At 67.5% G+C, this 13,581-nt stretch carries 13 protein-coding genes; 6 read left to right on the top strand and 7 right to left on the bottom strand.

Annotation, left to right across the window (positions count from 1 at the left end):
- Positions 1-1,200 carry a glycosyltransferase family 87 protein gene (locus tag PKE80_RS15955; RefSeq protein WP_271183339.1) on the top strand — a complete coding sequence of 400 codons (1,200 nt, stop codon included), beginning with the start codon at positions 1-3 and terminating at the stop codon, positions 1,198-1,200.
- On the opposite strand, the gene PKE80_RS15950 is transcribed toward PKE80_RS15955, so the two are convergent.
- The 3 genes from PKE80_RS15950 to PKE80_RS15940 all read right to left on the bottom strand — a co-directional run bounded on the left by PKE80_RS15950 (position 1,169) and on the right by PKE80_RS15940 (position 5,942).
- Positions 1,169-2,425: a serine hydrolase gene (locus PKE80_RS15950; protein ID WP_271183338.1), complete on the bottom strand. Its 1,257-nt coding sequence runs from the start codon at positions 2,423-2,425 to the stop codon at positions 1,169-1,171. The two genes, PKE80_RS15955 and PKE80_RS15950, sit on opposite strands and share 32 nt — an antisense overlap.
- Positions 2,426-2,537: 112 nt before the next feature.
- Entirely contained in the window at positions 2,538-4,547 is a 2,010-nt protein-coding gene (gene parE, locus PKE80_RS15945) for a DNA topoisomerase IV subunit B (protein ID WP_271183337.1), read from the bottom strand.
- Between the two features lie 207 nt (positions 4,548-4,754).
- On the bottom strand, positions 4,755-5,942 hold the full coding sequence (locus PKE80_RS15940; protein ID WP_271183336.1) for a penicillin-binding protein activator: 1,188 nt from the start codon (positions 5,940-5,942) through the stop codon (positions 4,755-4,757).
- A gap of 41 nt (positions 5,943-5,983) precedes the next feature.
- On the opposite strand from PKE80_RS15940, the gene rsmI reads away from it, so the two are divergent.
- The 4 genes from rsmI (at position 5,984) to PKE80_RS15920 (ending at position 8,995) form a co-directional block, all read left to right on the top strand.
- Positions 5,984-6,811, top strand: a complete 828-nt coding sequence (gene rsmI / locus PKE80_RS15935) for a 16S rRNA (cytidine(1402)-2'-O)-methyltransferase (RefSeq protein ID WP_271183335.1) — start codon at positions 5,984-5,986, stop codon at positions 6,809-6,811.
- Positions 6,808-7,170, top strand: a complete 363-nt coding sequence (locus PKE80_RS15930) for a YraN family protein (protein WP_271183334.1) — start codon at positions 6,808-6,810, stop codon at positions 7,168-7,170. Before rsmI ends, PKE80_RS15930 begins: the two co-directional genes overlap by 4 nt.
- A gap of 100 nt (positions 7,171-7,270) precedes the next feature.
- Positions 7,271-8,242, top strand: coding sequence for a glutathione synthase (gene gshB, locus PKE80_RS15925; protein ID WP_271183333.1), 972 nt, complete (start codon positions 7,271-7,273; stop codon positions 8,240-8,242).
- A gap of 150 nt (positions 8,243-8,392) precedes the next feature.
- Positions 8,393-8,995, top strand: coding sequence for a DedA family protein (locus tag PKE80_RS15920; protein ID WP_271183525.1), 603 nt, complete (start codon positions 8,393-8,395; stop codon positions 8,993-8,995).
- Here PKE80_RS15920 and PKE80_RS15915 read toward each other — a convergent pair whose 3' ends face one another.
- From PKE80_RS15915 to rph, 4 genes are read right to left on the bottom strand one after another with little or no spacing between them, the layout of a single operon-like run.
- Positions 8,996-9,895 (bottom strand): tyrosine recombinase XerC, encoded by a 900-nt coding sequence (locus tag PKE80_RS15915; protein ID WP_271183332.1) that lies wholly within the window; start codon positions 9,893-9,895, stop codon positions 8,996-8,998.
- Positions 9,895-11,046: a radical SAM family heme chaperone HemW gene (gene hemW / locus PKE80_RS15910; protein ID WP_271183331.1), complete on the bottom strand. Its 1,152-nt coding sequence runs from the start codon at positions 11,044-11,046 to the stop codon at positions 9,895-9,897. The genes PKE80_RS15915 and hemW overlap by 1 nt, the downstream gene beginning before the upstream one ends.
- 12 nt (positions 11,047-11,058) lie before the next feature.
- Positions 11,059-11,715 (bottom strand): RdgB/HAM1 family non-canonical purine NTP pyrophosphatase, encoded by a 657-nt coding sequence (gene rdgB, locus PKE80_RS15905; protein ID WP_271183330.1) that lies wholly within the window; start codon positions 11,713-11,715, stop codon positions 11,059-11,061.
- Positions 11,715-12,431: a ribonuclease PH gene (gene rph / locus PKE80_RS15900; RefSeq protein WP_008832746.1), complete on the bottom strand. Its 717-nt coding sequence runs from the start codon at positions 12,429-12,431 to the stop codon at positions 11,715-11,717. Before rph ends, rdgB begins: the two co-directional genes overlap by 1 nt.
- An 89-nt stretch (positions 12,432-12,520) precedes the next feature.
- Here rph and hrcA point away from each other — a divergent pair, with 89 nt between their 5' ends.
- Positions 12,521-13,564, top strand: a complete 1,044-nt coding sequence (gene hrcA, locus PKE80_RS15895) for a heat-inducible transcriptional repressor HrcA (protein ID WP_008832745.1) — start codon at positions 12,521-12,523, stop codon at positions 13,562-13,564.
- Positions 13,565-13,581 lie beyond the last annotated feature (17 nt).

The following is a 13,581-nucleotide window of genomic DNA, read 5'->3' as shown; positions in this document are numbered from 1 at the left end:
ATGGGGCTCGATTTCCTGCGAAAGATGGACTGGCTGGGCGCGGCGCGTTGCGGCGCTTACTTGCGGATTCTCGCGCTGCTCAATGTCGCGATGCTCGCTTGGCTGGTGGCGAGTTCGCATGGCGGTGTCGATCGCAACGGCTTCCTGCTGGGGAGCGATTTCATCAGCTTCTGGACGGTCGGGCACATGCTTCGGGCAGGCGCGGACGTGTACGACGGCGCCGCGCATATCGCCGCGCAAAGGGCCTTCTTTGCATCCGAGGGCGGTTACACCGCCTTCTTCTATCCGCCCTCGTTCCTGCCATTCTGCTGGCCGCTCGGCGGGCTGGGCTATTTCCCGGCGCTCGCCGCGTGGCTGGTGACGACGGGGGCGGTCTATGTCGCGAGCGTGCGGGCGTGGTGGCACCGGTTTTTTGTGCCGGTTCCTTTGTGGCTGCTGCTCCTCGCGTTCCCGGCGGTGCCGATCGTGGTGACGCACGGCCAGACGGCGTTCCTCGTCGCGGGATTGCTCGGGGCTGGATTGTGGCTCGTGCCCACGCGGCCGGTGCTGGCGGGCGTGCTGCTGGGGCTGGCGACGATCAAGCCGCAGTTCGGGCTGCTGCTGCCGATCGTGCTGCTGCTCACCGGTCAATGGCGAACGATCCTCGCAGCCGTCCTCACCGCCGCACTGCTTGCCGCCGCCTCGGCGCTGCTGTTCGGTGGCGAGGTCTGGTCAGGCTGGCTCTCCGCCAGTGCCCGCGCCGAGGAGGCCATGGCGGCAGGCGCGGTCGGCTACGCCAAGATGATGAGCCCCTTCGCGGCGCTCAAGCTGCTGGGCGCCGCGACATCGATTGCCTATACGGTGCAGGCGGTGGTGGCGCTGGTGATAGCGGGCCTGTTGGCGCGGGCAGCATGGCGAAGGGGTTGGTCCGATGGTCTGGCCGCCCTCGCCCTCGCCGGAGCGCCGCTGGTGACGCCCTTCGTGCTCGACTACGACATGGTGCTGCTGGCGTTCCCGCTACTCTGGCTGGTGGGGGAGGGGCTGCGCCGCGGCTTCGCCGGGTGGGAGAAGCTGGCGATCCTCCTCGCCTTCGCCGCGCCAGCCTTCGCGCGGCCGTTGGCGATGAACCTTGCCCTGCCGGTGATGCCGCTCGTGCTGGGCCTGTTGTTTGCAGTGCTGTGGCGACGGGTCAGCCGGCCAGCTTCGCCAGTCGCAGCATGAGCACTTCGAAGCGTTTGTTGTCGATCGGCGCCTTCAGATCGTTCCAGCTTCCCGTCACCACCGACCACGCTCCCGACTTGCCCTGCAGCAGCCAGGTCATGCTCATCACGCCGTCTTCCGAGCCGCCCTTGTAGCCCACGTAGGCCCGCGTGCGGGCGGTGGCGCTATCCATCGCCGGGTTGATGGCGAGGATGTCGAACGCCTCGCGGCTGTCGAGGCGGCGCAAGTCGTTCATCACGCCCGCAAGGTCTGCGGGGGAGGCGAACCATTCGATGCGGTCGATCGCTACCGGGCCATGACCGAACACTTCGCCGGGGTCGGCCTCGGAGACCCGCGAGAGGTCCAGCGCATCGAGCTGGCGCTGGCGTTCCTGCGGCGAGGCGCTGGCATACCGCTCCGTGACCGCGTCACCGCCACGCTTGAGGGCAAAGAGCTGCGCGGTCGTCATTATCGGCGCCATCGCCTCGGGCCTTGCGTGCCGGGCGAGGCGGACTTCGCGTGCCAATGCCTCCTGCCCAGCAAGGCGCACCAGCATGTCGGTCGCGGTATTGTCGCTGATGGAGATCATCAGGCTGGCGAGGGTATGCACCGTCACCGGCGCACCGTCGGGGAGGGTGTGCACGGTGCCGCTCGGGAAGGACTTGCCCGATACGGGCACGACGTCGCTCCAGCGCCGCTTGCCTTCCTTCACCTGCCGCGCCAGCGCCGCGAGGACGTAGAGCTTGAACGAGGAGCCCACTGCGAACGGTGTCGTCACCTCGCGGCCTTTGGCGAGCACCGGCGCGTCATCACCGAGGCGATAGACCGCGAACCCGGCCTTTCCCGGCAAGGCTGCGAAATCCGCATCCAGCTTGTCGAGGCTGTCGCCTGCAGGCGTCACCGCGAAGATACGAAAGCCCGCCACCAGGGGCTTGTCGCCCGATCCCAGTTCGATCCGGGCGGGCGCGGTGCCATTGGCGAGTTTCAGGGTGAAGGTGGCCGAACGCTGCTGTTCGCGCTTGAAGTCCGCATATCCTTCCACCGCACCGCCCTGCGCCGCGATCTGCGAGGTGAGGGCACGAAGGCGCTCGGCCGGAACTTCGTTCAGGAAGCGGGCGTCGAAAGTCTCTGCGGCATCGCGCTTGCCCTGCATGACCGCGACGACCTCCGCGACACGCTGCTTGAGCAAAGCCTTGGTATCGTCCTGCGCATGTGCCGTGCCGCTACCCAGAACGAGTGCCAGCACGAAACTGAGAAAACCCCGCCATCCGCTCATTGCCTGCCCCCGGCCTGACCATCGCGGGCAGGCTGACGGCAGGCGGGATGAAGGTCAACGGATGTTCATCGGGCGGTATCCGTCAGGCGTCGATCAGTTCGCGGTCGAGGTCGCCGGCGCGGTTCTGGATGAAATGGAAGCGATGTTCGGGATTGCGGCCCATCAGGCGGTCGACGAGATCCTTCACTGCGAATCGGCCCTCGCTCTCCTGCGGCAGGGTGATGCGGATCAGGGAACGGGTGTCCGGGCTCATCGTCGTCTCGCGCAACTGGCCGGGGTTCATCTCGCCAAGGCCCTTGAAGCGGCCGACTTCGACCTTCTTGCCCTTGAACTTCGTCGCTTCCAGTTCGGCACGGTGCGCATCGTCGCGGGCGTAGGCGGAGGTCGCGCCCGAGGTCAGGCGGTAGAGCGGCGGCTGCGCGAGGTAGAGGTGCCCGCGCCGCACGATGTCCGGCATCTCCTGGAAGAAGAACGTCATCAGCAGCGTGGCGATGTGGGCGCCGTCGACGTCGGCGTCGGTCATGATGACGATGCGGTCGTAGCGCAAGTTGTCGGCGTTGCAGTCCTTGCGCGTGCCGCAGCCGAGCGCGAGGCCGAGGTCGGCGATTTCCTGGTTGGCACGGATCTTGTCGGCCGTGGCCGATGCGACGTTGAGGATCTTACCGCGGATCGGCAGGATCGCCTGCGTCTTGCGATCGCGCGCCTGCTTGGCCGAGCCGCCTGCCGAATCGCCCTCGACGATGAACAGTTCGGTTTCGCCGTGGCCTTCGCCCGAGCAGTCGGTTAGCTTGCCGGGGAGGCGCAGCTTGCGGGCGTTGGTAGCGGTCTTGCGCTTGACCTCGCGCTCCGCCTTGCGGCGCAGGCGTTCGTCCATGCGCTCCATCACCGAGCCGAGCAGGGCCTTGCCGCGATCGAGGTTGTCGGTGAGGAAGTGGTCGAAATGGTCGCGCACCGCCGCTTCGACCATGCGCGCTGCCTCCGGAGAGGTCAGGCGGTCTTTGGTCTGGCTCTGGAACTGCGGGTCGCGGATGAAGACCGAGAGCATCACCTCACTGCCGGTCACCACGTCGTCCGGCGTGATGTCCTTGGCCTTCTTGGCCTGACCGACGAGGTCGGCGAAAGCACGAATGCCCTTGGTCAGCGCGCCGCGCAGGCCCTGCTCATGGGTGCCGCCGTCGGGCGTCGGGATGGTGTTGCAGTACCACGAGTACGAGCCGTCGGAGTAGAGCGGCCAGGCGATCGCCCATTCGACGCGGCCTTGTTCGGAGCCGTCCTCGCCCTTGGGGAAGTCCTGTGATCCGGAGAAGAACTGCGTGGTCACGCATTCGCGAGTGCCGATCTGCTCGGCAAGGTGATCGGCAAGGCCGCCGGGGAACTGGAAGGTCGCCTCCGCCGGAACCCCGTCCACCGCGAGTGCAGGCGCGCACTTCCAGCGGATTTCGACGCCTGCGAATAGGTACGCCTTGGAGCGCACCAGCTTGAACAGACGCGCGGGCTTGAACTTCTGGTCGCCGAAGATTTCGGTGTCGGGCGTGAAGGTGACGGCCGTGCCGCGCCGGTTCGGCGCTGCGCCGACACGCTGGATCGGGCCGAGCGTCACGCCGCGAGAGAATTCCTGCGCGTAAAGTTCCTTGTTGCGCGCCACTTCCACGCGCGTCTTCACTGACAGCGCATTGACCACCGAGATGCCGACGCCGTGCAGGCCGCCCGAGGTGGCGTAGGCCTTGCCGGAGAACTTGCCGCCCGAGTGCAGGGTGGAGAGGATGACCTCCAGCGCCGACTTGCCCGGGAATTTGGGATGCTCGTCCACCGGGATGCCGCGGCCGTTGTCGGTGATGGTGATGCGGCCGGCGGTGCCGGGCTCCTCTTCCAGCGTCACCTCGATGCGGTTGGCGTGACCGGCGACGGCCTCGTCCATCGCGTTGTCGAGGACTTCGGCCGCAAGGTGGTGCAGCGCGCGCTCATCCGTGCCGCCGATGTACATGCCCGGACGGCGGCGGACGGGTTCGAGCCCCTCCAGCACCTCGATCGCGGAACCGTCATAGGACTCGCCGGTGGCGGCGGGGAGCTTGTCGAAGAGGTCGTCGGACATAGCGGCCACTATAGGGCGCGCGGAATCGTGGGGGCAAGCAGGGGTTTGCGCTTTATCCGCAGTGTCTGAGGCGTCGCGTCGGAACCGGCCCGCCCCCAGCCCCTCCCGCAAGCGGGAGGGGAGTTCATGTCGTTTTTGCCCGCCCGCTTGCGGGAGGGCCGGAAGGCTTGGCAGCTTGCTGCCTAGCCGGACGGGGTGGGCAGAGCCTTACTCCCCGAACTTCACCGGCGCCGGGCTGACCACCTTCACCGTGCCCGCGCCGACCTCACGCACTTCCAGCGCGCGCTCGATCAGGCCGCCCTTGGTGAAGCGGAACGCGCCGTCCACGCCGAGGAAGCCACCGGGAAACGCCTTGGTGTCGCGCAGGGTATCGGCCGGGAAGCGGGTGCCCGGCTTCCAGTCGCGCGCGACGCGAAGGGTCAGGAGCACCGCATCATAGCCGAGCGTGGCGATACGGAACGGCTGGCTACCGAAGCGCGCGCGGTAGCTCTTGGAGAACTGTGCGAAGCGCTGGTCGGACACGGTCGAATACCAGGCGCCTGCCAGTGCTGCCGAGGCGTTGACGTCACGCTCGCCGCTCCACAGTTCGGTGCCGAGGATCTTCACGCCGGGCGTCTTCGCGGCGCCCTTGAAGGCCGTGGCGGCACGAACCGAGAGCGATCCGCTGTCGGCTATCAGCAGGGCGTCGAAACCGCCCTTGGCCTTCACGCGCTGCGCGGCCGAGGCGATCGAGACGGCGCTGCGTTCGTAGGGCTCCAGAGCGATCACGGAACCGCCACTGGCGCGTACCGCCTGCAGCAGCGCCGCACTGGTGCGGTCGCCGTAGTCGCCGCGCGGGACGAGCGCACCGAACGTGGAGATGCCCTGCGAACGGGCGTACTGCACCGTGCGCGTCACCGACTGGCCGGGCAGGTTGCCCATGATGAGGACATCGCGGTTCGCCGCCTGCTCGTCATTGGAGAACGAGATGACGGGAACCTTCGCCGCCTTGGCGATGCCCGAGACGGCCGGGATGTCGTCGGCGAGCAGCGGGCCGAGGATCAGCTGGTTGCCGTCCGTCACCGCGCGGCGGGCAGCTTCGGCCGGATTGGCGCTGGTGTCGTACGTCGTCACGCGCAGGTTCTTCGCGGCGGTGTCGAGCAGGGCCATGTTGGCGGCATTGGCGATCGCCTGGCCGACACCGGCGTTGGCGCCGGTCATCGGCACCAGCAGCGCGATGCTGTGACGGTCCTTGTCCACCGGCAGTTCGCTCTGCGAGGGAGGAGGCGTGGGCGCGGGCGGCGGGCCGGGCTGAGGCGCCTTGGGCACCACGGTACAACCGGCGACCAGAGCCATGGCGGCCGCGGCGAGAAGACTGCGACGATTGAGGCGCCCGTTCCCTTTAAGGTCGAACATAGCTTGCCGCTCCCTCGGTATCTGGGCCATGAGTCTGGCCGATGGAAAACACACTCTTGCCGGGCCTTTACATAGTCGCAACCCCGATTGGCAACCTGGGGGACATTACCCTCAGGGCAATCGAGACCCTGCGCGGCGTCTCCGCAGTCGCCTGCGAGGACACCCGCGTGACGGGCAAGCTGTTGCATCACCTCGGTTTGAAGAAGAAGCTGGTACGCTACGACGACCATGCCGGAGAGGGCGATCGCGAACGGCTGCTGGCGCTGATGGAAGCAGAGCCGGTCGCACTGGTCAGCGATGCGGGGACACCGCTGATCTCGGACCCGGGCTATCGCCTCGTGCGTACCGCAAGGGAGCGGGGAATCGCGGTAACCAGCCTGCCGGGGCCGAATGCGGCGGTCGTGGCGATGACGCTTTCGGGCCTGCCGAACGACCGCTTCCTGTTCGCCGGTTTCCTGCCGAACAAGGCCAAGGCGCGCGAGGACATGCTTGCTGAACTGGGTAAGGTTCCCGCCACGCTGATCTTCTACGATACGGCGCCGCGCCTTGACGCGTCGCTGGCCGCGATCGCCTCGGTGCTGCCGGGGCGAGAGGTTGCCGTGGGACGGGAACTGACCAAGAAATTCGAGGAATGCCGCAGCGGTTCTCCACAGGAACTGTCGGAATACTACGCCGCGCACCCGCCCAAGGGCGAGATCGTGCTGCTGATCGCACCGCCCGGAGAGGAACCGTTGGGAGAAGTGGACGTCGATGCCCTGCTGCGCGATGCCCTGGCCACCGCCAAGGCATCGCAGGCGGCAGCGGCGGTGGCGAAGGCGACCGGGCTCGACCGCAAGACGCTCTATGCCCGGGCACTCGAACTCAAATGAGCGAGCGGCGCAAGCGGGCCGAGCGCCATGGACGACGGGGCGAATGGCTCGCCGCGCTCTACCTCTGGCTCACCGGCTGGCGCGTGGTCGGGCGGCGGGTGAAGACCCGCAAGGGCGAGGTGGATATCGTCGCGCGGCGCGGCCGCACGGTCTGCTTCGTCGAGGTGAAGTGGCGGGCGACGCAGGCGGAACTCGCCATGGCCATCGATGAGCGGCGGCTCAGGCGCGTGGCCGATGCCGCGCAATTGATAGCGAGCCGCTATGCCCGTCCCGGCGACGACCAGCGCATCGACGTGATCCTGATCGCGCCTTGGGTTTGGCCCCGCCGAATCATCAATGCCTGGCAGCCAGGAGGCTGACGCGGACTTGAAACTCGCGATTGAGGTCGCACCTAGGCGCGAACGCGGCTAGACCGCCGCCGACCAAAGTACCCCCGACTCCGAAAGGCCCGAATCCGCCATGACTTTGCGCGTCGCCGTCCAGATGGACCCGCTCGAAACGATCAAGATCGCGGGCGATTCGAGCTTCGCCCTGATGCTCGCCGCGCAGGCGAGGGAGCACACCCTCTATCACTACGACGTGCGCACGCTGGCCTACGACACCGCGCACGGCGCTGGCGGCCGCCTGACCTGCTGGGGCGCGCCCGTCACCGTCCAGCGCGTCGAGGGCAATCACTTCACGCGCGGCGAGTATCGCCTGATCGACCTCGTCGAAGACATCGACGTGGTGCTGATGCGCCAAGACCCGCCGTTCGACCTCGGCTACATCACCGCGACGCACCTGCTGGAAAGGCTCGCGGGCAAGACGCTGGTGGTCAATGATCCTGCTTCTGTGCGCAATGCGCCGGAGAAGGTCTTCGTGCTCGACTACGCGCGGTTCATGCCGCCGACGTTCATCGCCCGCCGGATCGAGGACGTGAAGGCGTTCAACTTGCGCCATCCCGGCGACCTCGTGATCAAGCCGCTTCACGGCAACGGCGGCAAGGCGGTGTTCCGCGTGCCCGCCGACGGATCGAACCTCGGCGCGCTGATCGAGATGTTCGAGAACGCCTGGGTCGAGCCGTTCATGGTCCAGCCCTTCCTCCCCGACGTGTCGGAAGGCGACAAGCGCATCGTCCTCGTCGACGGCGAGTTCGCGGGCGCCATCAACCGCAAGCCGGGCGAGGGCGAGTTCCGTTCCAACCTCGCGGTGGGCGGCTCGGCCGAGGCCAGCACGCTCACTTCGGCGGAAGAGGAAATCTGCGCGGCGCTTGGGCCGGAACTCAAGGCGCGGGGGCTGGTTTTCGTTGGTATCGACGTGATTGGCGGAAAATGGCTGACGGAAATCAACGTGACTTCGCCCACCGGCATCGTGGCGATCGACCGGTTCAACGGCACAGATACGGCCGCGCGCATTTGGGATGCGATCGAAAGGCGGCATGCCGCGATGTGATCTTTTCTCCTGCCCCTTCAGGGGCGCGATACGCAGGCTTGGCCGCTCAGCGGCCCAGCCGAAGTTGGGTGGGGCTGGTGGTCAAGCTCCGCTTCCAAGCTGCGCTATCCTTCCCCCTGACAGGGCAAGGACAACCGGGTGTCGCTCATCGTGGGTGAATGGATCTACGAAATCATCCGGCAGGGCGGCTATCTCGGCATCATGTTCCTCATGGCGCTGGAGAATATCATCCCGCCGATCCCCTCCGAAGTCATCATGGGCCTCGGAGGGATCGCCGTCGCACGCGGGGACATGCATTTCTGGCCTCTGCTGTTCTGGGGAACTTTAGGCTCGACCCTCGGCAACTACGTGCTGTTCCTGATATCCGACCGCCTCGGCTACGAGCGACTGCGGCCGTTCATCGACCGCTGGGGCCGCTGGCTGACGCTGGAATGGCACGATGTCGAAGTGGCCGGACGCTTCCTGCGCAGGCACGGGCACTGGGTGGTCTTCGTGTTCCGCTTCATGCCGATGTTCCGTTCGGTAATCTCGATCCCGGCCGGGCTGGCCCACATGGGGCACGTGAAGTTCTTCGCCTTCACCTTTTTCGGCGCGGCGATCTGGAATGTCCTGCTGATCATCGGCGGCAAGTGGCTCGGCAACACGCTGGCACAGGCGGAGCAGTGGCTCGGCTGGGCGACGCTGGCGGTCGCGGTGGTGACCGTAGTGTTCTACGTCTGGCGGGTGCTGCGCTGGAAGCCGCGGTCGGAATAGTCAGTCGCGTTCGCGCGGGTGGGCATTGCGATAGACGTCGAGCAGCGTCGCCGCATCGACCTTGGTATAGATCTGCGTCGATCCCAGCGAGGCATGGCCCAGCAGTTCCTGCAATGAGCGCAAGTCCGCCCCCGCACCGAGCAGGTGCGTGGCGAAGCTGTGCCGCAGCGCATGCGGGGTCGCGCTCGCCGGCAGGCCCAGCCATATCCGCGCCCGCGCCACTGCCTTCTGCACCATCCCCTGCGACAATGGCCCACCCTTGGCGCCCCGGAACAGCGCATGATCGCGTTCCACCGGCCACGGCGACTTGGCGAGATAGTCCATCACGGCATCGCGTACCTTCGGGAGCAAGGGCACGACCCGCTGTTTGCCGCCCTTGCCGGTGACCATCAGCGTCTCGCCCAGCGGCAGCGCCGCGCCGGTCAGCGAAAGTGCCTCGGCGATGCGCAGGCCCGCGCCGTAGAGCAGCAGCAGCACCGCCCGGTCCCGTGCACCGATCCATGGCTCAGAGGCGTCGTCCTGGACCCCTTCCGCAAGCCCCACCGCTTCGTCAGGGGTGACGGGCCGGGGTAGTCCCTTCTTGACGCGCGGCCCCTTCACGCGCGGGGCCGACGCCTGCGCTACCCCGGCTTTCTCCCGCGCGAAGACGAGGAACGCCTTGAGCGCCGAAAGCTCGCGCGCGGCCGAGACATTGCCGATCCCGTCCTGCCGCCGCGACGCGAGATGCCCGCGCAGCGCCCCCGCATCGAGGGCGGCCAGCCGGTGCCAGTCGCTTTCTCCAAGACTGTCGAGCAGGCGCCCCGCCGTCGCCACGTAAGCGCGCACGGTATGCGGGCTGCGCCGCCGTCCTTCGGCCAGATGTCCGCCCCATGCTTCGAGCAGGTCGGCCTTGTTCGCCATCAGCCTGCGACCAGTTGTTCGGGCACCAGTTCGCTCAGCAGCCCGTCGAGCAGAACCATGCCCTCGCCGTTAACGCCGACGCGCGCGCCGTCGCGCCAGACCAGGCCCTGTCCTTCGTAGAACCGGGCCTTGGCGGGATCGCACAGCTGATCTGCAGTCAGGCCGAAGCGCGCCGCCATTGCGCCGAGGTCCACGCCTTCGCGCAGGCGCAGGCCCATCAGCATCGCTTCGCTTGCCTGTTCGGGGATGGCGAGAGGGCGTTCCTCGACAATCCCATGCGCGGATTGCGCCATCGCGGCGAGCCAGTTCTCCGGCTTCCGATGGCGCACCGTCGCCACACCGCCGCGGCGTCCATGCGCGCCGGGGCCGATTCCGCAATAGTCCTGATAGCGCCAGTAGGTCAGGTTGTGGCGGCTTTCCTCGCCGGGACGGGCGTGGTTGCTGATCTCGTAGGCGGGGAGCCCCGCAGCCACCGTCACTTCACGGGTGAGCGCGAACATATCGGCGCAGGCGTCCTCGTCCAGCGGAACGAAGTCGCCCTTGCGCACCATCGTCTCGAAGCGCGTGCCCGGCTCGATGGTCAACTGGTAGAGCGAGAGGTGTCCGGTGCCGGAGGCCAGCGCGCGGTCCAGTTCGGCGCGCCAGTCGTTCAGCGACTGGCCGGGACGCGCATAGATGAGATCGAAGCTGACGCGCTGGAAATGCCGCTGCGCCACTTCCAGCGCTTTCAGGCCTTCTGACGCATCGTGCAAGCGGCCAAGGAAGCGCAGCGTCGCGTCATCCAGCGCCTGCAGGCCCAGCGACACGCGGTTGACGCCGACTTGCGCCAGCGCCGCATAGTTGGCCGCCTCGACCGAGGAGGGATTGCCCTCCAGCGTGATCTCGATGCCGGGCGCGAAGCCCCAGAGCGCCTCGGCCTCCTGCAGCAGACGCGCGACCAGCGCGGGTGGCATCAGCGAGGGCGTGCCGCCGCCGAAGAAGATCGACTCCAGCGGCTCTCCGCCTGCAAGCGCGTGCTCATGGCGCATGTCGGCGAGCAGCCCGTCCTGCCAGCGCGCGTGATCGACACGCTCGCGGACATGGCTGTTGAAGTCGCAATACGGGCACTTGGCGAGGCAGAACGGCCAGTGAATGTAGAGGGCGCGGGCCATCGGCCTAACGTATCACGCCGTGGACTGATCGGGGAACTGGTCCGCGACGAGCTTCGCGAAAGCGTCGGCGCGGTGGCTGATCGTCTGCTTCTCGGCGACCGTGAGTTCGGCGAAGCTGACGTCGCGTCCTTCAGGCACGAAGACGGGGTCGTAACCGAAGCCCATCGTCCCGCGCGGCGGCCACGAGAAGGTGCCGGTCACCCGCCCCTCGTAGATTGCCTCGTCGCCCTCGGGCCATGCGATCGCTAAAACGCTGGTGAACCAGCATGAGCGGTCCACATCCGGTCCCTGCTGGCTGAGCAGGCCCTCGACCTTGCCCATCGCCATGTACCAGTCGCGCCCTTTGTAATCCTTGCCCGGCTCGCCTTCGAACCACTGCCGCTCAGCCCAGTCGGCGGTATAGACGCCCGGCCGTCCGCCGAGCGCCGTCACCGACAAGCCGCTGTCGTCGGCCAGAGCGGGCAGCCCTGCCGCCTTCGCAGCGGCATGGGCCTTGAGCAGCGCGTTCTCGACGAACGTGGTGCCGGTCTCCTCCGGTTCGGGCAGGCCGAGATCGCCCGCCGAGACGCAGTCCACGCCAAACGGGGCGAGCAGCGCGGAAATTTCGCGCAGCTTGCCTGCGTTGTGCGTGGCGATGACCAGCTTCGTATCGCCCAGCTTGCGCGTCATCAGCGGCCGACCGCCTTGGCCTGCGCCGCGAAGATGCCCTCGCAGCCGATGCGGGCGAGGCGCAGGAGGCGCAGCAGGCCTTCCTCGTCGTACGTCGCGCCTTCGGCGGTGGCCTGTGCTTCGGCGATCAGGCCGCCTTCGATCAGCACGAAGTTGGCGTCGGCATCGGCGCCGCTGTCCTCGATGTAGTCGAGGTCGAGCACCGGGGTGCCCTGGTGGATGCCGCAGGAGATCGCCGCGACGCGCGCGGTGATCGGGTCTTCCTTGATCTTGCCGTCGGCCATCAGCTTGTCGACGGCAAGGCGCAGCGCCACCCAGGCGCCCGAGATCGAGGCGGTGCGGGTGCCACCATCGGCCTGCAGCACGTCGCAGTCGAGCACGATCTGGCGTTCGCCGAGCTTCTTCATGTCGACCACGGCGCGAAGCGAGCGGCCGATCAGGCGCTGAATTTCCTGCGTGCGGCCCGACTGCTTGCCCTTGGCGGCTTCACGGCTGCCACGGGTATGCGTGGCGCGGGGCAGCATCGAGTATTCCGCCGTCACCCAGCCTTCGCCCTTGCCGCGCAGGAACGGCGGCACCTTCTCCTCGACCGAGGCGGTGACCAGCACGCGGGTGTCGCCGAAGGAGATCAGGACAGAGCCTTCCGCGTGCTTGGTAAAGCCGGTCTGGATGTCGATGGCACGCATTTCGTCAGGTGCACGGCCGGAAGGGCGCATTCTTGGGAATCCTCGTCGTGAAAATACCCGCTCGCCCTAGGCGCATTGGGGTTGAGGGTTCAAGGGGATTGCCTAGATTGACACGCGATATGCCCACGCCCCCGATCACCGAACTGACCACCCGCGCCCGCGACATCTTCCGCCTCGTCGTTGAGGGGTATCTGGCGACCGGCGTGCCGGTGGGCTCGAAGACGCTCGCCGGCCCGGGTGGGGTGAGCCTGTCGTCCGCCTCGATCCGTTCGGTGCTGGCAGACCTCGAAGGGTTGGGCCTGCTCGCCGCGCCGCATACCAGCGCGGGACGCCTGCCGACCGAGGCGGGGCTTCGCCTGTTCGTGGACGGCATCATGCAGGTGGCCGAACCCACCGCCGAAGAACGGCAGGCCATCGAGCGCCGCATCGCCGCGCCCGGGCCGATCGAAGCGGCGCTGGAGGCTACCAGCGCCCTGCTTTCGAACCTCTCGTCGGGTGCAGGCGTGGTCATGGTGCCGCGCCGGGAGCCGCGACTCACGCACCTGCAACTCGTGCCGCTGGCACCGGGCCGGGCGCTGGCGGTGCTGGTGGGCGAAGATGGCGGTATCGAGAACCGCGTGCTGGAACTGCCGATGGGCCTTCCCTCCGGCGCGCTGGAGGAAGCCTCCAACTACATCTCCGCGCATCTGGGCGGTCGCACGCTGGCGCAGGCTGCGCGAGCGATGCGCGCCGAAATCGCTTCGGGCAAGTCCGCCCTCGATGCCGCCAGCAGCGATCTCGTGGAGCGCGGTCTCGCCGTGTGGAGCGAGGATGCCACTGCAAGGCCGGTGCTGATCGTGCGCGGGCAGGCCAACCTGCTCGACGAGGCCGCGCTGACCGACCTCGAACGCGTCCGTTCGCTGCTCGACGACCTCGAGAACAAGCAGTCGGTCGCCGACCTGCTCGACACTGCGCGCGAAGCGCAGTCGACGCGCATCTTCATTGGCTCGGAGAACCGGCTTTTCGCGCTTTCCGGGTCCTCGGTCATCGCTTCGCCCTATCGCGACCGTGAGGGCAGGGTGGTCGGCGTGGTGGGGGTAATCGGCCCGACTCGGTTGAATTATGCGCGCGTCGTCCCCATGGTGGACTTCACTGCCCAGAGCCTGGGCAAGCTCATCGGATAGCTGGAACCAAAGAACAA

Source organism: Novosphingobium resinovorum (assembly GCF_027922145.1).
GTDB classification, from domain to species: domain Bacteria; phylum Pseudomonadota; class Alphaproteobacteria; order Sphingomonadales; family Sphingomonadaceae; genus Novosphingobium; species Novosphingobium resinovorum.
Note: the sequence above shows the minus strand (reverse complement) of the source record. Positions and strands in the feature narration are given on the sequence as shown.

Coding starts and splice junctions, on each gene's coding strand:
- PKE80_RS15955 (WP_271183339.1), top strand. CDS start 1: ATGGGGCTCGATTTCCTGCGAAAGATGGACTGGCTGGGCGCGGCGCGT.
- parE (WP_271183337.1), bottom strand. CDS start 4,547: ATGTCCGACGACCTCTTCGACAAGCTCCCCGCCGCCACCGGCGAGTCC.
- PKE80_RS15940 (WP_271183336.1), bottom strand. CDS start 5,942: ATGTTCGACCTTAAAGGGAACGGGCGCCTCAATCGTCGCAGTCTTCTC.
- rsmI (WP_271183335.1), top strand. CDS start 5,984: ATGGAAAACACACTCTTGCCGGGCCTTTACATAGTCGCAACCCCGATT.
- PKE80_RS15930 (WP_271183334.1), top strand. CDS start 6,808: ATGAGCGAGCGGCGCAAGCGGGCCGAGCGCCATGGACGACGGGGCGAA.
- gshB (WP_271183333.1), top strand. CDS start 7,271: ATGACTTTGCGCGTCGCCGTCCAGATGGACCCGCTCGAAACGATCAAG.
- PKE80_RS15915 (WP_271183332.1), bottom strand. CDS start 9,895: ATGGCGAACAAGGCCGACCTGCTCGAAGCATGGGGCGGACATCTGGCC.
- hemW (WP_271183331.1), bottom strand. CDS start 11,046: ATGGCCCGCGCCCTCTACATTCACTGGCCGTTCTGCCTCGCCAAGTGC.
- rdgB (WP_271183330.1), bottom strand. CDS start 11,715: ATGACGCGCAAGCTGGGCGATACGAAGCTGGTCATCGCCACGCACAAC.
- rph (WP_008832746.1), bottom strand. CDS start 12,431: ATGCGCCCTTCCGGCCGTGCACCTGACGAAATGCGTGCCATCGACATC.
- hrcA (WP_008832745.1), top strand. CDS start 12,521: ATGCCCACGCCCCCGATCACCGAACTGACCACCCGCGCCCGCGACATC.